We start from the raw sequence: 17,912 nt of genomic DNA on the forward strand, positions 1-17,912 counted from the left end.
CCGCCTTACTTGACGCGGCTGTCGTACTCGCCCGTGCGGGTATCGACCTTGATGATTTCGTCCTGGTTGACGAACAACGGCACGCGGACCACGGCACCGGTCTCTAGCGTGGCCGGCTTGCCGCCACCGCCCGAGGTATCGCCACGGACGCCCGGATCGGTTTCGACGATCTTCAGCTCAACGAACTTCGGCGCCTGCACGGCGATGATCTGGGTTTCGTTGAAGATGGTGATGACGCACTGCTCGTCGCCCTTCAGCCACTTCCAGGCATCGCCCATGGCGGCCAGGTTGGCCCGGTACTGCTCGAAGGTCTCCGAGTGCATGAAGATCCACTCGCGGTCATCGCCGGTGCCTTCGATGTACGAGAAGCTGGCATCGGTATCGGTGGCGTTCGCCTCTTCGTACGAATCGCTCGACTTGAGGGTCAGCTCGGTGGTGCGGCCGTCCTTCAGGTTGCGAACGCGGATGCGCGTGAACGCCTGGCCCTTGCCCGGCTTGATGAAGTCCGCTTCGGTGATGACCCAGGGATCGCCGTTGTGCAGGATCTTCTTGCCCGTTTTGACGTCATTGAGGCCAAGGCTTGCCATGTGTTGCATGCTCCAGAGGTGAATCCGCCCGCCGGGCGGCTAAAATAGGGGTCTGTTACGGGCACCAAGGCCCGCCCCAAGGCCCACCATGATAACCGCAAGCCCCACTCCCCGCCTACCGACGCCAGCCCAGGGCTGGCGCGAGGCCTGGCGGGAGGCCATTACCGATGCCGGGGAACTCCTCCGGGCCGTCGGCCTGGGCCACCGCGCCGACCTGCTCCCGCCCGATGACGCGGGCTTCCCGCTGCGGGTGCCGCGCGGATTCGTGGCGCGCATGCGCCAGGGCGACCCGGCCGATCCGCTGCTCCTGCAGGTGCTGCCCCGGGCCGCCGAGCACGCGCAGGCAGCCGGCTATAGCGTGGACGCCGTGGGCGACATGGCCGCCAAGGCCGGCCATGGGCTACTGCACAAGTACGATGGCCGCGCCCTGCTGATCGCCAGCGGCTCCTGCGCGGTGAACTGCCGCTACTGCTTTCGCCGCCACTTCCCCTACGGCGAGGAAATCGCCGCGGCCGCCCAGTGGCGCGAAGCACTGGCCCATGTCGCCGCCGACACCTCGATCCGGGAAGTCATCCTGTCCGGTGGCGACCCGCTCTCGCTGGCTACCCACAAGCTCGACGAGCTCACCCGCGGCCTCGCCGGCATGCCCCACGTGATCCGGCTGCGCATCCACACCCGGCTGCCGGTCGTGCTGCCCGAGCGGATCGACGATGCGTTCGTGGCCTGGCTGGCGGCGCTGCCCGTGCAGAAGGTCGTGGTGCTCCACGCCAACCATGCCAACGAGTTCGATGCCACGGTCGACGCCGCGTGCGCTCGCCTGCGCGAGGCGGGGGCCACCCTGCTCAATCAGTCCGTGCTGCTGCGGGGGGTCAACGACGACGCGGACGCCCTTACGGCGCTTTGCGAGCGGTCGTTCGCCGCAGGCGTGCTGCCCTACTACCTGCACCAGCTCGACAAGGTGACTGGCGCCGCCCACTTCGAAGTGCCGGATGAGCAGGCCCTGGCCCTGGTGGAGACGCTGCGCGCACGCTTACCTGGGTACCTTGTCCCAAAACTCGTTCGTGAATTGCCCGGCGACCCCTCAAAGCGTCCCATTGCCGATTTCGCGCGCTAGTATGGTGCCATCCGGCCGGCACCAGCCCGGCGGGACCGCGAGACAGGGGGAGCATGCCGGTACATGGCGTGCTGGGTGGAACTGCGGTAACCAAGAAGAAACATGAAACACGACAACGTCATTCGCGTCCTCTTTATCGAAGCATCGGTGGAAGAGGCGGAACTACTGATCAATGTCCTGCGCAACGGCGGTATCGCCGTGCGCGCGTCGCGCGCCACAAGCGCCGATGAGATCCAGGCCTGCCTCGACGAACAGGTGCCCGACCTGGTGCTGATGAACCCGGCGGTGCCGGGCATCGAAGCCGCCGGGGTCCTTCGCCAGCTCGACGCCAGCGGCCGCGACCTGGCCGCCATTGCCGTGCTTGAGCACCTGGACGACGACGAGGTCTCCGACCTCCTCGCCGGCGGCGTGCGCGGCGTAGCACTGCGCAAGCGCCACGACCAGATCCTGGCCACGGTGCATCGCGAGTTCCAGTCGCTATCCATGCGCCGCCAGGTCCGCCGCCTGGAAACCGCCCTGCGCGAAACCGAGCGCCGCTGCGATTCGCTGCTGGATTCATCCCGTGATGCCATCGCTTACGTGCACGAGGGCATGCATGTCCGCGTAAACCAGGCGTACCTCGAGGCGTTCGGGTTCAACGAATACGACGACATCATCGGCCTGCCGATCCTTGACCTGATCTCCGGCACCCACGCGGATGACTTCAAGAACGCGCTGCGCGCCGTATCGAAGGGGGAAAAGACCCCGCCGCCGATGGACCTGCTCGCCCGCCGCGACGACAGCAGTACGTTCAAGGCCGTGGCGGATTTTGCCCAGGCCACCTTCGAAGGCGAGGCCTGCCTGCAAATCGTGTTCCGCCAGCAGACCGTGGACCCGGCGCTGGTGGCCCAGCTTTACCAGGATCCCGTCACTGGGCTGTTCAACCGCGCACGCACGCTCGAGCATATCGACGAGGCCGTGGCCGCGGCTGCGGCCGGCCGCGCGGGTCAGGCGGTACTCCTGATCGAGCCGGATAACTGGAAGGAACTGGTCGCCAGCGCGGGTATCGCCAACGCCGACCAGGTGCTGGCGAACCTGGCGACGCGGATCAAGGAAGCGCTTGATGATGAGGACGTGCCTGGCGTACTGGGTGACCACACGTTCGGCATCGTTCTGGCGCCGCGCGGCGACCTGGAGCACGCCGCCCTTACCGAACGCCTGCGCGCCAGCATTTCCGATGCGATTGTCGATGCGGGTACGCGCTCACTGACCGTGACGGTCACTGTGGGCGGCACCCTGCTGGCCGAGAAGAACGCCAACGCCGAAACCGTGCTTGACCAGGCCAGCGCCGCGCTGCGCAACGCGCAGAACCAGGGCGGCAACCGGGTGGAGCTGCACGATCCGGCCGCGCGTGAAAAAGCGGACGCCGAGCGCGAGCAGTACTGGCTGGACCTGGTTCGCGAAGCGCTCGCCCAGGATGGCCTGCGCCTGTACCACCAGCAGATCATCAGCCTGCAGGATGCCGCGGGCGAGTATTACGACATCCTGGTCCGCATGCGCGGGCCCAAGGGCGATGTACTGCCGTCGTATTTCTTCCCCGTGGCGGAGCGCAATGGCCTGCTGCCGGCGATCGACCGCTGGGTGCTGGGCCATGCCATCGACGCCCTCGCCCACCGCGAGAACGATGGCCTGACCACCACGTACTTCGTGAAGATTACCGCGCAATCGCTGGAAGACCCTGACCTGCTGCCCTGGCTCAAGCGCCGCCTCGAAACGGCCAAGCTACGCCGCAGCCAGCTGGTCATTGCCATGCCGGAATCGAAGGTACTCACCATGCTGCGCAAGGCCCAGGAGTTCTCCGTGGGCTGGCGTCAGTCGGGCGGCAAGTTCGCCATCGAGCAGTTCGGCTCGGGCCTGAACTCGTTCCAGATGCTGACCCATGTCGAGGCCGATTTCCTGAAGATCGACCGCAGCTACATGACCGACCTGCCGCAGCACCCGGAAAACCAGAAGCGTATTTCGGATATCTGCAAGGAAGGCCATGCCACCGGCAAGCAGACCGTGGCGGAATGGGTGGAGGATGCGGTGAGCACCTCGCTCCTGTTCGCCTGTGGCGTCGACTTCGTGCAGGGCAATTTCCTGCAGGAGCCGGCGAAGGTGCTGGCTGAGGAATACCTGCCCGTTTAACAACGGGCACTGACGGACACAAAAAAGCCCGCGATCGCTCGCGGGCTTTTTTGTATGCCTTGCGGCAGCCGATTACTCGGCGGCAGCGGCAGCGGCAGCCTTCTTCGCGACCTTGGCGGCAGCGGCGGCGGCCACGTCTTCCTTGATGCGGGCAGCCTTGCCTTCCAGGCCACGCAGGTAGTACAGCTTGGCGCCGCGGACCTTACCCTTACGCTTCACTTCGACCGAGTCGATAGCGGCGCTGTGGGACTGGAACACGCGCTCGACGCCCGTGCCGTGCGAAATCTTGCGGACGGTGAAGGCGGAGTGCAGGCCACGGCTACGCTTGGCGATGACGATACCCTCGAACGCCTGGACGCGCTCGCGGTTACCTTCCTTGACCTTGACGTTCACGACCACGGTGTCGCCAGGGCCGAAATCCGGCAGCTGGCGGGTGATCTGCTCGGCTTCGAACTGTTGGAGAAGTTTGTTCATGGCACACACCTGTCAATTTTTGTTACGGCGGTCGTCGCCGGCCGCACCGTTTGGCCGTGCATATTCACGGCGGAATTCATCCAGCAAAACCCTGGATTCATCATCCAGGACAAGCTGCGTTAGCAAATCCGGCCGGCGCAGCCAGGTTCGACCTAGCGACTGCTTCCTGCGCCAGCGGCGAATGGCCGCGTGATCGCCTGAGAGCAAAACCTCCGGCACGCCACCCCACGCATCGTGATGCACGGGGCGGGTGTAGTGCGGGCAATCCAGCAGACCGTCCGAGAACGAATCCTGCTGATGGGACTGTGCATCGTTCAACGCACCTTCCTGCAGACGACCCACCGCATCGATAACCACCGCTGCGCCAAGCTCGCCGCCAGACAGCACATAATCGCCGATTGAGAGCTCTTCGTCGACCTCGTGCTGGACCAGCCGCTCGTCCACACCTTCATAACGTCCACAGATCAGGGCAATTCGCGGCATATTTGCCAGCGCTTCCACCCGTTTCTGCGTCAGCCGCGCACCTTGCGGGCTGAGGTAAATCACGTGCACCGGCTCCGGTGCCGCTTCGCGAATGGCCGCCAGGGCCGCCCGCAGGGGTTCGATCAACATCACCATGCCTGGCCCACCGCCAAAGGGGCGGCCATCCACGGTGCGATAATTATCGGTGGCGAAATCGCGCGGGTTCCAGGTTTCCACCTGGAGCAGCTCGCGCTGCTGCGCCCTTCCTACCACCCCGATACCGGCCGACTGACGGACGAAATCGGGAAACAGCGTTACCACGTCGATGCGCATGATCTTCGGATACCGCTGTTCAGAACTCGGGGTCCCAGTCCACCACGATGCGGCCGGCGTCGACATCGACTGACTGCACGTAGGGGCCCTGGACGAACGGGACCAGACGCTCCTTTTCGCCATCCTTCACCACCATGACATCGTTGGCGCCGGTGGAGAAAAGGTGACTTACCTTGCCGAGGGAGACAGATTCCGTGGTAACCACCTCGAGACCCTCGAGATCGAACCAGTAGAACTCACCCGGCGCGGCGGGCGGAAACACATCGCGCGAGACCGTAATCTCGCAACCGATGAGCGTTGCCGCCTGGTCGCGATCCTCGATACCCGGCAGGGAGGCAACGATGCCCTTGCCCTGCGCGCGACCGCGGATACCGCTCATCTCCCGTTCCACGCCCGGCGCGGTCAGCAGCCAGGGCTGGTACCGGAAGATCTGGAGGCGGGGCTCGGTCCAGCTTTCGAGCTTGACCTCACCCTGCACACCGTGGAGCCCGACAATGCGCCCTACGCGGACGCGCCGAACAGGCTCCGTCGCCATCAGGCAGCCAGCTTGCCGGCTTCCTTGACGAGCGCGCGGACCTTATCGGTCAGCTGGGCACCCTTGGCCACCCAGGCCTGGACCTTGGTGACGTCGAGCTCGAGACGCTTATCAGCGCCCGATGCGACCGGGTTGTAGTAGCCAACGCGCTCGATGTTACGACCGTCGCGCGGGCTGCGCTGGTCGGTCACAACGATGTGATAAAACGGACGGCCCTTGGCGCCACCGCGCGAAAGACGAATCTTGACCATAAGTTACGTGCTCCAGAGTGCCGGATGCCGGCAAGGCGCGCGCGAGAAGCGGGCGCGGTAAAGCCGGACATTTTAGCCAAAGTTTTCAGAAATGGAAGTACCTGCGGGTACTTCCGTGGCCCAAAGGCCGGTTTAGCGCGGCGGCATCATCCCACCCATGCCGCCCATGCCCTTCATCGCGCCACGCATCTGGCGCATAAGGCCCTTGCTGCCGCCCTTGGACAGCTTGGACATCATCTTTTCCATCTGCATGAACTGCTTCAGCAGGCGGTTCACATCGGCCGGCTGCGTGCCCGAGCCACGCGCGACGCGGGCCTTGCGCGAGCCGTTCAGGAGATCCGGGTGACGGCGCTCCTTCTTGGTCATGGAGCCGATGATGGCGACCATTTTCTTCAGTTCGCCGTCGTTGACCTTCGATTTCACGTTCTCAGGCAGGCTGGAGACGCCGGGTAGCTTGTCCATCAGGCCAGCCAGGCCGCCCATATTGTTCATCTGCTCGAGCTGGTCGCGCATATCGTTGAGATCGAAGCGCTTGCCCTTCATGACCTTCTCGGCCAGCTTCTGGGCTTTCTCGTGATCGACCTTGCGCTCGACCTCTTCCACCAGCGAGAGCACGTCGCCCATGCCGAGGATGCGCTGGGCAACGCGATCCGGATGGAACGGCTCAAGGGCATCGGACTTTTCGCCGGCGCCAAGGAACTTGATGGGCCGGCCGGTGACATAGCGCACCGACAGCGCGGCACCGCCACGGGCGTCACCATCCGTCTTGGTCAGCACCACACCGGTAAGCGGCAGCGCATCGGAGAACGCCTTGGCGACGTTCGCCGCATCCTGGCCGGTCATCGAATCGACGACGAACAGGGTTTCAATGGGGTTGATGGCGCCGTGGAGGGCCTTGATCTCCTCCATCATCGCTTCATCGACATGCAGGCGGCCGGCGGTATCCACCAGCAGCACGTCGATCACCTCGCGGCGAGCGGCGGCCACGGCGGCCTTGGCGATATCCACCGGGTTCTGGCCGGCTTCGGACGGGAAGAACGAGACATCGACCTGCGAGGCGAGCGTGCGCAGCTGTTCAATAGCGGCCGGACGGTAGACGTCGCAGCTGACCACCATCACGCGCTTCTTCTTGCGCTCCTTGAGGAAGCGGGCAAGCTTGCCAACGGTGGTGGTCTTGCCCGCGCCCTGCAGGCCGGCCATGAGGACCACGGCGGGCGGCTGCGTGGCGAGGTTCAGCTCGCTGTTGGCAGCGCCCATGACGGCGGTCAGCTCGTCGCTGACGACCTTCACCAGGGCCTGGCCCGGCGACAGGCTCTTCATCACTTCCTGGCCAACGGCGCGCACCTTCACACGCTCGACCAGCGCCTTCACCACCGGCAAGGCAACGTCGGCCTCGAGCAAGGCGATACGTACTTCGCGCAGGGTCTCGCGGATGTTTTCTTCAGTCAGCCGGCCGCGACCACGCAGGCGGTTGACGGTGTCGGAGAGGCGTTGGCTGAGCGATTCAAACATGGCGAGAGCCGTCGGGGATGCCGTAAACGACCGATTATAGCCGGTAACCGCTGCGCAGGAGCGGCGCAGGCAAATGCCACTGTGTCGCATTCCGCTCCCCTACCCCGCTATGCCACACTGCGCGTCCATGATCGTCACCCTTTCGCTGGTCGCCATTCTCTTTTACCTGTCTGCCGCCGGCGTCCTCGCCAGGCCGCTGGTGACGGGCGGGCAACCGTTGGCCCGCTGGGGCATGGCACTCGCGCTGGTGGCCGCGCTTGCCCATGCCGGGGCGCTGCTCGGCGCTCACCGTGGCACGCTCGATCTGCACTTCTTCGCCGCGCTCTCACTGGTGGCGTGGATCGCCTCGGCGCTCACCCTGGTGGTGAACGTCTCCCGGGCGGTTGCGGGCCTGGGCATCCTGATTTTCCCGCTATCGGCGGCCTTCCTGGCGATCGATGCCTTCCTCGCTCCGCGCACCGCGCCGATGGCGATGACCTGGCAGATCGAGATGCATGTGACGATCGCCGTGTTCGCGTTCGGCTTTCTCTCCCTGGCGGCTGCCCTCGCCATCCTGCTTGCCATCCAGGAGCGCGCCTTGCGGCGCAGCCGGTTTGGGCACTGGGTGCGCGCCCTGCCCCCGCTGACACTGACCGAGGTGCTGCTGTTCCGCCTGATCGCCGTCGGTTTCGTGCTGCTTACCCTCACCCTGGTCACGGGCGCGCTATTCGTCGGCGACCTGTTCAGCCAGCACCTGGTGCACAAGACGGTGCTGTCGATCGTGGCCTGGGTGGTGTTCGGGGTGTTGCTGTGGGGCCGCTGGCGTCATGGCTGGCGCGGCATCCGCGCGGTGAACCTGACGCTGACCGGCATGGGGATCCTGCTGCTGGCATTTTTCGGCACGAAGCTGGTGCTTGAGCTGATCCTGCATCGCACGGCCTGAGAGAACGGCGTCACCGCTTCGTTGGGTTTTCGCGCGCAAGCGCGCTCCTACACCAGCAGTCACGTGGCCGATCGTTACTCCCTGGACGCATCGATCGCCTGGGAAAGGCGCTCCACCCCGATGACTTCCATATCGCCCACGCGGCCGCGCTTGGGTGCATTCGCAGCGGGCACGACGGCACGGCGGAAGCCATGCGTGGCGGCTTCTTTCAGTCGCTCTTCCCCGTTTGGCACGGGGCGGATTTCGCCCGACAGGCCCACCTCGCCGAAGGCGATGGTTTTCTCCGGCAGCGGCCGATCGCGCAGGCTCGAGAGCACCGCCATCAGCACGGGCACATCCGAAGCAGTCTCCTGCACGCGGATGCCGCCGACGACGTTCACGAACACGTCCTGGTCGTAGGCCGCAACACCACCATGCCGGTGGAGCACCGCAAGCAGCATGGCAAGGCGATTCTGCTCCAGACCCAGCACCACGCGGCGCGGATTACCCAACGACGATTGATCCACCAGCGCCTGCACCTCGACCAGCAACGGGCGAGTGCCCTCACGGGTCACCATCACCGCACTGCCCGGGGTCGGCCCGGCATGCGCGGAAAGGAAGATCGCCGACGGGTTCGGCACTTCGCGCAGGCCCTTTTCCGACATGGCGAACACACCCAGCTCGTTCACCGCACCAAAGCGGTTCTTGAAAGCACGCAGCACGCGGAATCGGCTGCCGGATTCGCCTTCGAAATACAGCACCGCATCGACCATGTGTTCGAGCACGCGGGGCCCCGCGATGCCGCCCTCCTTCGTCACGTGGCCCACGAGGAACACGGAGGTACCGGTCTCCTTGGCGAAGCGGGTGAGCTTGGCGGCCGATTCGCGCACCTGGCTTACCGAACCCGGTGCCGCGGTAAGCATCTCGGTCCAGATGGTCTGGATGGAATCGATAACCAGCACGCGCGGCCGCGCCGCGGCGGCCTGCTCAAGGATGCGCTCAATGCAGGTTTCGGCGAGCGCATGCAGCGGCGCGAGCGGCAGATCGAGCCGCTGTGCGCGGCCAGCCACCTGGGCAAGCGATTCTTCGCCCGTGACGTACAGGCTGGGCAAAACGGCACCCAGGGTGCCGAGCATCTGCAGCAGCAGCGTTGATTTGCCAATGCCTGGGTCGCCACCGATCAACACCACCGAGCCATCGACCAGGCCGCCGCCCAATACCCGGTCGAGCTCGCCGATACCGGTGTTGGTGCGGGCTTCCGCTGTGAGCAGCACCTCGGTGAGCGGCGTGATCTGCGGGGCGCCTGCGGCGTTACCGGCGTAACCGCCACGGCGCGCGCCGGTCGTAGCCACGGCGTTAGGCTTCGCCGCCTGAACGACAAACTCGGAGAGCACGTTCCATTCGCCGCATTCGGCGCACTGGCCCTGCCACTTGCTGTGTTCGGCGCCGCACTGCGTGCAGACGTAGGCGGTCTTGGCCTTGGCCATGTGCTTGGGTTTCCTGGAGAAGCAGGCGGGCTGTATAGCGCACCCGCGTCGCACGGGGCGATATTGGGGCGTTAGCCCTCGTCTTCCACGAAGAGTACGCGACGGGTCATGCCGCAGGTGAGATCGTAGGAGATGGTGCCGGCGGAGGCCGCCACCGTTTCCACCGGTAGGCCCTCGCCCCACAGGGTGACGCGGTCGCCGACACGCGCATCAGGGATGCCGCGCAAATCGAGGGTAATGAGATCCATGGACACACGGCCTACCAGCGGTGCCAGCTTGCCATTCACCAGCACCGGTGTGCCCTGCGCGGCGCTGCGCGGGTAACCGTCGCCGTAGCCGATCGCCGCGACACCTACGGCCATGTCCTCGGGGCAGGTATAGGTCCCGTTGTAACCGACGCGCTCGCCCTTCGCGAGGCGGTTGATCGCGACCAGGCGGGTCGCCAGTGTCATCGCGGGGCGAAAGCCGAAATCCGCTCCGCTGCGGCCTTCCACGACGGACAGGCCATACAGCAGGCCGCCGGTTCGGACCCAGTCGCCGCGCGCATCCGGCCAGCCGAGCACCGCCGCCGAGTTCGACAGGGCGCGCGGGCCGTCCAGACCCTGGGTCGCATCACGGAAGCGCTGGATCTGCGCCGCGGTGTCGTGGCCTTCGAACTCTTCCGACGAGGCAAAATGGGTCATGAGGCCCACTTCAGGTGCGACAGCCGGCATGGCCTTCAGCAGGCCGTGCACCTCACGCGCCCGCGCCGGGGCAAACCCGAGGCGGTGCATGCCGGTATCGACCTTGATCCACACGGTGAGCGCCCCGCGCGCCGGATCGGCCTTGGCGAGCCACGGCAGCTGGGCGTCGTGGTGGATCAACGCTTCCAGCTTCAGGCGCTGCATTTCGGCGATATCGGCGGGGGTATCGGGGCCGGAAAGTACGACGATGCGTTGCCGGTGGCCCGCTGCCCGCAGCCGCAGGCCATCGGCGATCGCTGCAACGGCGAACGCTTCGGCCTCGCTATCGAGCGCGCGTGCCACGCGCTCAAGCCCATGCCCGTAAGCATCCGCCTTGACGACAGCCATCACCCGTGCCCCCGTGGCAAGCGCACGCACGCGGGCAAGGTTATGGCGCAAGGCACCCAGGTGAATGGTGGCGACAGTGGTACGACTCATACGGGACGCGTTCTCTGTAGGAGCGCGCTTGCGCGCGTTTCCCGGCTGGGACAAGCGCCCAAGTGTACCCGCCGCGCCGGGGCACCCGCATGGCACGATGATGGCGGGCGGCGGGAAGCCGCCCGCGCGACGAACTTACTTCGCCAGATCGAAGTGCTCCGACGATACCCAGCCACGGTTGCCGTGCTCGTCTTCCACCTCCCACGCAAGCCCCGATTTCTCGCCGGTTGGATAAACGGTCATGCCGGGATCCAGCGAACGGACGATTTTCGATTTCGGCTGAGCCAGGGCACGCATGGCTGTCGGCTTGCTGATGGTGCCGGACTGGCGCGTGTTTGCCTTCGAGGCGTTGGACGGCAGGCCACCCAACTCGTCGACCAGCTTGGTGTAGGCATCGAGGTAGGCCATGGTGATGACCTGGCCCTGGGTGGTGTTGGCGTATGCGCCAACCGATGCGCCACCCGATGCATCAGAACCCCACAAACTACCCGACGCACCGAACCCAAGATCGTTCTTCTCGCCGTGGCCTTCGGTCATGGCTACTTGCTCGGAGGAGCGCACGTCTGTCACCGTGAGCACGACATCGGCCGTCTTCGAATTGATCGTGATGTTGCTGGCCAGGCGCCCGGCGGTACCGCCCACGAGGCCGCCGACCAGCGCGCCGATCCCGGCTCCGCCGGCATTGCGATTGCTTGCCACCAGATCCGGCACCATCACGTAATCAGCCGCCTTGATCTGCCCCTTGCCCAGGTTCGAACCACCGCGCAGGTCGCCACCCGCCGCAAGCTCGCGCTCACGCATGGCCGCGCCCATGCCCATGCCGCGATCGACCAGCGTGAAGCAGCCCGACTTCTGCACGAATACCTTGATCAGCCTGGTCGGCGAAGGCAGCTGCTGCTGTGTCCACCAGTGCACACCGCCCTCCGGCTCGATCACGGAAATGCTGCCGAGCTTCTTGCCGCACTTGGGAATGGCCTGCACCTTGGCCTCGTGTTCACGCTGCGATTTGGTCACCAACGGGTTCGCCGCGGTGCACGCCGACAGCATGAACGACGCGCCGATGGCCGCCACCGTAATGGCCGCGGTCTTGCTGAAGAATTCCATGAGTAATCCCTGTCCTTGCGCGCCCGGAAGAAAAGGCCTGCCCGGGTTACGGGCGCGTGGACGGACAGGCTGTCGCGAGACCGGGAAATGCTATCGGTCGCTGCGCAAGGACTGGATTAGGAGAACTCCTAAAAGTGCGTACGAATCGCCCACGATGTGTTGTGGGCGCACACCGACAAATCAGGACTTCGTATCAGCGAGTGCCGCATCAATGGCTTTCTGCGCCAGCGGCGCCATGACCTTGTAGCCCGCTGCGTTGGGGTGCAGGCCGTCGTCACTCAGGTCGGCACGCAGCTGCCCGCTCTTATCCAGCATGGCATCGAAGTAATCGATGTAGCCCAGGTGCTCGCGTGTGGTGTAATCGTGAATCCATGCATTCAGCGTGTTGATATCCGCTGGCGGCCGCCGGGTGCTGGAGGTGGCGTCGTGATAGTTGCTGATCGGCAGCAACGTGGCGATGACCACATGGATGCCGTGCGCGCGCGCCAGCTCCGTCATCGACATCAGGTTGTCCTCGATCATCTGCAACGACGAGGGACCCGTATTGCCGGCGATGTCGTTGGTACCGGCAAGAATGACGACCACGGAGGGCTTCAGCGCGATGACATCGGCACGGAAGCGCACCAGCATCTGCGGCGTGGTCTGGCCACTGATACCCCGGTTGATGTAACCCTTGCCTGGAAAGAATTCGCCAATGGGGCGGCCCCAGCCGTCGGTTATCGAATCACCCATGAAGACCACACGTTTCTCCCCCGGCTTCAACGGCGGGTACGTCGCGTTGTCCTTCGCGAAGCGCGCAAGTAACGGCCAGTCGTTCAGGCGCTGCTCGATATCGGCCTTCTGATCGGCGGTGGGGTGCTCGGGAAGCACCTGGCGTTCGTTATTCGTTGCCATGCCAGTAGCCGAAGCCGCCGACAAAGCGATCGCAAGCATGACCTTACGCAGCATGAGTCCCCTCCTCCCTTTCGGCCCGGCGCGGGCTATCCGCCGATACTGAGTGAGGGGCGCCCCGCACGCAACGGGGCGGGGTCACAACTTCGCTACGATAAGCCTCATGACCCGTGTCCTCTTCCTTTGCGGCAAGAACCGCCTGCGCAGCCCTACGGCCGAGCAGGTCTTCGCTACGTGGCCTGGCGTGGACACCGACTCCGCCGGCGTGAACCACGATGCCGATTGCCCGGTGAGCATGGAGCAGGTGCGCTGGGCTGATCTGATCGTGGTAATGGAAAAGGCGCACCTGGCGAAGTTGCGGAAGGGCTTTAAGCAAGGGCTGGGGAGGGCCCGGGTGGTGTGCGTGGGGATTCCGGACGATTACGACTATATGCAGCCGGAGTTGGTGGCGTTGCTTGAGTTGAAGGTGGGGCCGTATTTGCGTTGAGGGGTACGCCTCGCACGGATCGCGCGCAAGCGCGCTCCTACAGGAGCCGGGTGAGCAACGGGATGTACATCCGGGCAAAGCCGATCTAGAGGAAGGCGAGGATCCCGTCGTCTATGGGGTCGTCGAGCAGCACGCGGCGGTCGGCCTCGTAGCGGTGGGTAACGTGCCAGGGGCCGCTCCTGCCCTGCCTGGGTAGCTGGGCCTCACCGCGCATGACGTAGCCGGCGTGCAGTGAATCCATGATGCAGGCATCCGTAGCCTGCCCCGGCGAGGCTGGTGGAACGACAACATGTGCGCCCTGCGCATCCATGGCCTGCAGCAGGCGGCAGACATATTGCGCGGCCAGGTCCACCTTCAGCGTCCATGAGGCATTGATGTAGCCGAACAACACGGCCGCGTTCGGAATGCCTTCGAGTAGGACGCCCTTATAGGTCATGAGGCGTCCCGGGTCACGTGGCTCGCCGTCTACATCCAGCGTCATGCCGCCCAATACCTGGAGCTGGAAGCCGGTCGCGCTGATCACGATGTCCGCATCGAGCGTGGCGCCCGACGCCAGCGTCAACCCGGTGGGGGTGAAGTGAGCCACCGTATCCGTCCAGACCGATGCCTTACCGTCACGCAGGGCATCGAACAGATCGTTATCGGGTACGACGCAAAGCCGCTGTGTCCAGGGTGCGTAGGCAGGCGTGAAATCAGCGAGTGAAGCGGCGCCGTCCAGGCGACGGCGTACGCCGGCCAACAGCAGCGCGCGAATGCGCCTTGGCCAGCGCATGGCGGCTTTGTAGAGGGTCCGCTGGAGCGCGATGTTCCTGCGCCGTGCCAGTGAGTAAACGATCCGCGCCGGCAGCACATGCAGGAGCGCCGTCGAAATGGCATCGCGCGACGGCACGGAAAGCACATAGCCAGGCGAACGCTGCAGCATGGTTACGTGCGCCGCCTTCTGGGCAAGCGCAGGAACAAGCGTGACCGCCGTCGCGCCACTGCCAATGACGACGACGCGCTTTCCCTCCCAGTCCACATCGGCCGGCCAGTGCTGCGGGTGGATGAACTGGCCCTGGTACTCGTGGAGGCCGGCGAACTCGGGGACGTAGCCTTGTTCATAGGCGTAGTAGCCGGTACAGCCGACCAGGAAATCAGCGCGGAATGCATGCGCCTCGCCATCCTCGTCCACCGCCGTCACGGTCCAGCACCTGGCCGATGACGACCACGACGCATGCGTCGTCCGCATGCCGAAACGCACCAGGCGCTCAATGGCGTACTCGCGGGCCGTTTCGTTGATGTACTTGAGGATGGCCGGCCCATCGGCCAGCACCTTCAGCGCGTTCCACGGCCGGAAGCCAAAGCCGAACGTGAACATGTCGGAATCGGAACGCACACCCGGGTAACGGAACAGGTCCCAGGTGCCACCGATCGCGCGCCGCCGTTCCAGGATGCCCACCCGTTTGCCCGGGCAAGCCATGGCCAACCGGCACGCCATGCCGATGCCGGATAGCCCGGCGCCGATGATCAGGACATCGAAGTGCTCGCTGGCCATGCGCACCCCCGTCGATACGACGAGGGTACGCCGATCAATCGAACGTGCCTACGTAGGAATCCGGGGCCCAGTTCTCAAACTTGGTGTAGTGGCCCAGGAAGGCCAGCTTCACCGTATCGGTTGGGCCGTTACGCTGCTTGCCGATGATGATTTCGGCCAGGCCCTTATCGGGCGATTCCTTGTTGTAGTAGTCGTCGCGGTAAATGAACATGATGACGTCTGCGTCCTGCTCGATAGCGCCGGATTCGCGAAGATCCGACATCATCGGACGCTTGTCGGCACGCTGCTCCAGCGAGCGGTTGAGCTGCGACAGTGCGATCACCGGCACATTCAGCTCTTTAGCGAGAGCCTTGAGGCCACGCGATATCTCGGAGATTTCCGTCGCGCGGTTCTCGCTATGACCGGGAATCTGCATGAGCTGCAGGTAGTCGATCACGATCAGGCCCAGGCCATGCTCGCGCTGCAGGCGGCGCGAGCGCGAGCGCATTTCCACCGGCGACATCGCAGGCGTGTCGTCGATGAAGATCTTGGCATCGGAAAGCATGGTGATGGCCGAGGTGACACGCGGCCAGTCCTCCTCAGCCAGATCACCATTGCGCAGATGCTGCGCATGGATGCGGCCCAGCGAGGAAATGAGACGGAACGCCAGCTGGGAGGCCGACATTTCCATGGAGAACACCGCCACCGCCTTCTTCGAGCGCATGGCGGCCGCCTCGGCCAGGTTCAGGGCGAACGCGGTCTTACCCATCGATGGGCGCGCCGCGACGATGATCAGGTCGGAGGGCTGCAGGCCGGCCGTGAGCTCGTCCAGGTCGGTAAAGCCCGTCGAAAGGCCGGTCAGCTGGCCGCGGTTCTCGTAGCGCTCGGTGAGCTGGCGAAACGCGTCGCCCACGGCTTCGCGCATGGACACGATATCTTTCTTGCCACGCGCACCGGATTCCGCGATGCGGAACACGCGCTGCTCGGCAAGCTCCATCACTTCCTGGACGCTCTTGCCCTCGGGGCGGAAGCCATCCTCGGTGATCGCCGTGCCCGCATCGATCAGCTTACGCAACACGGATTTCTCGCGAACGATATCGCCATAGGCAGCAATGTTCGCGGCGCTGGGGGTGGAATTGGCCAGCTCCAGCAGATACGTGGGTCCACCGACCATTTCGTCGAGATCGTTGGACTGGAACCACTCGCCGAGCGTAATGGCATCGCAGGGCATGCCCTTCCCCGCCAGTTCGTTGATCGCCCGCCAGATCATCCGGTGATCCTTGCGGTAGAAATCCTCGTCGGTGAGCTTGTCGGCCACCTTGTCCAGCGAATCCGGCGAGAGCATTAGCCCGCCCAGCACCGCCTGCTCCGCTTCGATGGAGTTGGGCGGGACACGCAGGGCATCGATGGCGGATGGCTCGCGGCGGCGGCGCTCACCGCGCTCACCACGATCGCCGCGGTTGCCGCGCTCGGGATTGAAGGACATGGATTACCTCGTCATGCAGGCGGCGCTCACCCGGGCCCGGGTTGCCGTACAGGCATGATACGCGCAGGGGTCGCACGCGTTGAGAGGATAAGTCTGTGGATAACTTGTGGGAAAGGCCGTAAACGGGTTATTTCGGCGGTTTGCCGTACCGATATTCGCCGATAAGCCAGAATTTCCGCTCGTCCACACCGTGCCGGTGCGCCCGGTAGTCACCGTACTGGGCCTCCACCGAGAACCCCCGCCCGAGATCCACGAGCACGCCAGCATCCACTTCATCGCCAAGCATGGCGCGCCCCTGCACCGGCCGGAAATGCCGGTAGGTCACTTGCCAGGTGACGGGACGGCCCACGTCCACCGTACCGAGCAGCCCCACATAGCGCTCGCGCAGGCCGCTGTTGGGAATACGGAAGGCGACAACCCAGCCGTTGAACGCTCGGGCGGCGCCATACGCCACATTCACCGCGTTACGGCCATTGCCCTGCAGCATCTCCTCGCCCACTCGCGCCGATAGCGGCTTGTAGCCAAACGTCGCGTCCAACAGGTGGTAGCCAAGGCTGAAGTCGGCCGGGTTATTGGCGTAGTCGTGTTGCCGCGCCATTTCCGCCGTCCAGGCCAGCGTGGGACCACCCTGCCCGAGCGCCTGGGTCCCGGTGTAACGCAAACCCAGGGTCTTTACCGAATTCGTGGCGACCGTGTCATTCCGCACGAAGTAGCCATAGGCGGTGACCTTGCCGATCGGCAGCGCCTGGTCGGCATGTAGCAGGTGGGCATTGAGCTTCCAGCGGCGCTGGTCGCGATCGTGAAAATTTGCACCCACCGTCCGGTTCACCCGCCCAAGCCAGTAGTACTCGAGTTGCGCGCCCTGCCAGGCTTTCCAGGTGAGGTGTGCACCATCGAACGACTGCAGGTTCTGCCGCCACGGGTTGTTGCTGAAGAAGCGGCCGTTATCGATGCGGACGTACTGCCGCCCGGCGCGCACGGCGATATCACCCTTCTCGTAGTGGATCCACGCGTTGGTGATGCCCGTGGAGGCAGGATCCGCTTCGGCCGGGTAAGGCGTGATGCGTGCCGACCCATCGTCATACTGGCGGCCGAACAGCGACCAGGTGCGGATACCTTCACCGTAGGCGCTCCAGCCATCGCCGATCGCCCACAGGTAGCCCAGCTGTAGCCGCTGCGTGTTGGCGTGGCCCCGCTTGGGCTTACCGTCGGAATGCAGGTTGCTGTACCGGTAGCGCGTCTCGATATACGGCGCGCTTTCCTGAGGCGCCTCGGCTGCAAACGCCGACATCCCCACCATCGAACTCCCAGCCATGCCCATGCACGACCGCCACCACCACTGCTTCATTACCAACCGACCCTGCTTTGCAACGTAATCGGTAAATGTAGGCAGGCGGGTGTGCAGCGCCAAGGCGGCAGAGCTGCAGGCCTTGCGTGGCGCGGCCTTCG

The 17,912-nt window shown here is 64.9% G+C and carries 17 protein-coding genes; 4 read left to right on the forward strand and 13 right to left on the reverse strand.

Annotated features, from left to right (window positions below; all coding sequences use genetic code 11):
- Positions 1-5: 5 nt before the first annotated feature.
- Complete coding sequence (gene efp, locus ABIE56_RS07800; protein WP_429243244.1) at positions 6-587, reverse strand: elongation factor P; 582 nt, start codon at positions 585-587, stop codon at positions 6-8.
- Between the two features lie 88 nt (positions 588-675).
- Between efp and epmB the strand changes: the two genes are divergently transcribed.
- On the forward strand, positions 676-1,701 hold the full coding sequence (gene epmB / locus ABIE56_RS07805) for an EF-P beta-lysylation protein EpmB (protein WP_429243245.1): 1,026 nt from the start codon (positions 676-678) through the stop codon (positions 1,699-1,701).
- Between the two features lie 102 nt (positions 1,702-1,803).
- Positions 1,804-3,867, forward strand: a complete 2,064-nt coding sequence (locus ABIE56_RS07810) for an EAL domain-containing response regulator (protein WP_429243246.1) — start codon at positions 1,804-1,806, stop codon at positions 3,865-3,867.
- A gap of 72 nt (positions 3,868-3,939) precedes the next feature.
- Here ABIE56_RS07810 and rplS read toward each other — a convergent pair whose 3' ends face one another.
- The 5 genes from rplS to ffh form a co-directional block, all read right to left on the reverse strand.
- The gene (rplS, locus tag ABIE56_RS07815) at positions 3,940-4,341 is read right to left on the reverse strand and encodes a 50S ribosomal protein L19 (RefSeq protein WP_429243247.1); all 402 of its coding nucleotides are present in this window, start codon (positions 4,339-4,341) and stop codon (positions 3,940-3,942) included.
- A gap of 12 nt (positions 4,342-4,353) precedes the next feature.
- Entirely contained in the window at positions 4,354-5,136 is a 783-nt protein-coding gene (gene trmD, locus ABIE56_RS07820; RefSeq protein WP_429243248.1) for a tRNA (guanosine(37)-N1)-methyltransferase TrmD, read from the reverse strand.
- Between the two features lie 19 nt (positions 5,137-5,155).
- Entirely contained in the window at positions 5,156-5,671 is a 516-nt protein-coding gene (gene rimM, locus ABIE56_RS07825; RefSeq protein ID WP_429243249.1) for a ribosome maturation factor RimM, read from the reverse strand.
- Positions 5,671-5,922, reverse strand: coding sequence for a 30S ribosomal protein S16 (gene rpsP, locus ABIE56_RS07830; protein ID WP_429243250.1), 252 nt, complete (start codon positions 5,920-5,922; stop codon positions 5,671-5,673). The genes rimM and rpsP overlap by 1 nt, the downstream gene beginning before the upstream one ends.
- 132 nt (positions 5,923-6,054) lie before the next feature.
- The gene (gene ffh, locus ABIE56_RS07835) at positions 6,055-7,434 is read right to left on the reverse strand and encodes a signal recognition particle protein (protein WP_429243251.1); all 1,380 of its coding nucleotides are present in this window, start codon (positions 7,432-7,434) and stop codon (positions 6,055-6,057) included.
- A 127-nt stretch (positions 7,435-7,561) separates the two neighbouring features.
- On the opposite strand from ffh, the gene ABIE56_RS07840 reads away from it, so the two are divergent.
- On the forward strand, positions 7,562-8,356 hold the full coding sequence (locus ABIE56_RS07840) for a cytochrome C assembly family protein (protein ID WP_429243252.1): 795 nt from the start codon (positions 7,562-7,564) through the stop codon (positions 8,354-8,356).
- Between the two features lie 74 nt (positions 8,357-8,430).
- Here ABIE56_RS07840 and radA read toward each other — a convergent pair whose 3' ends face one another.
- From radA to ABIE56_RS07860, 4 genes are all read right to left on the reverse strand, one after another.
- Complete coding sequence (gene radA / locus ABIE56_RS07845; protein WP_429243253.1) at positions 8,431-9,822, reverse strand: DNA repair protein RadA; 1,392 nt, start codon at positions 9,820-9,822, stop codon at positions 8,431-8,433.
- A 71-nt stretch (positions 9,823-9,893) separates the two neighbouring features.
- Positions 9,894-10,982 carry an alanine racemase gene (alr, locus tag ABIE56_RS07850; protein ID WP_429243254.1) on the reverse strand — a complete coding sequence of 363 codons (1,089 nt, stop codon included), beginning with the start codon at positions 10,980-10,982 and terminating at the stop codon, positions 9,894-9,896.
- A gap of 135 nt (positions 10,983-11,117) precedes the next feature.
- Entirely contained in the window at positions 11,118-12,086 is a 969-nt protein-coding gene (locus ABIE56_RS07855; protein ID WP_429243255.1) for a CsgG/HfaB family protein, read from the reverse strand.
- Positions 12,087-12,266: 180 nt separating this feature from the next.
- The gene (locus tag ABIE56_RS07860; RefSeq protein WP_429243256.1) at positions 12,267-13,034 is read right to left on the reverse strand and encodes an SGNH/GDSL hydrolase family protein; all 768 of its coding nucleotides are present in this window, start codon (positions 13,032-13,034) and stop codon (positions 12,267-12,269) included.
- Positions 13,035-13,140: 106 nt separating this feature from the next.
- Between ABIE56_RS07860 and ABIE56_RS07865 the strand changes: the two genes are divergently transcribed.
- A complete protein-coding gene (locus tag ABIE56_RS07865) occupies positions 13,141-13,464 on the forward strand; it encodes a low molecular weight protein tyrosine phosphatase family protein (protein WP_429243257.1) in 324 nt (107 codons plus the stop codon).
- 85 nt (positions 13,465-13,549) lie between these two features.
- On the opposite strand, the gene ABIE56_RS07870 is transcribed toward ABIE56_RS07865, so the two are convergent.
- The 3 genes from ABIE56_RS07870 to ABIE56_RS07880 form a co-directional block, all read right to left on the reverse strand.
- Positions 13,550-14,998, reverse strand: a complete 1,449-nt coding sequence (locus ABIE56_RS07870; protein ID WP_429243258.1) for a flavin-containing monooxygenase — start codon at positions 14,996-14,998, stop codon at positions 13,550-13,552.
- A gap of 34 nt (positions 14,999-15,032) precedes the next feature.
- Positions 15,033-16,463 (reverse strand): replicative DNA helicase, encoded by a 1,431-nt coding sequence (locus ABIE56_RS07875; protein ID WP_429243259.1) that lies wholly within the window; start codon positions 16,461-16,463, stop codon positions 15,033-15,035.
- A gap of 127 nt (positions 16,464-16,590) precedes the next feature.
- Positions 16,591-17,754 (reverse strand): alginate export family protein, encoded by a 1,164-nt coding sequence (locus ABIE56_RS07880; protein WP_429243260.1) that lies wholly within the window; start codon positions 17,752-17,754, stop codon positions 16,591-16,593.
- Positions 17,755-17,912: the final 158 nt, after the last annotated feature.

Origin of the sequence: Luteibacter sp. 621 (assembly GCF_050435445.1) — a bacterium.
Taxonomy (GTDB): Bacteria; Pseudomonadota; Gammaproteobacteria; order Xanthomonadales; family Rhodanobacteraceae; genus Luteibacter.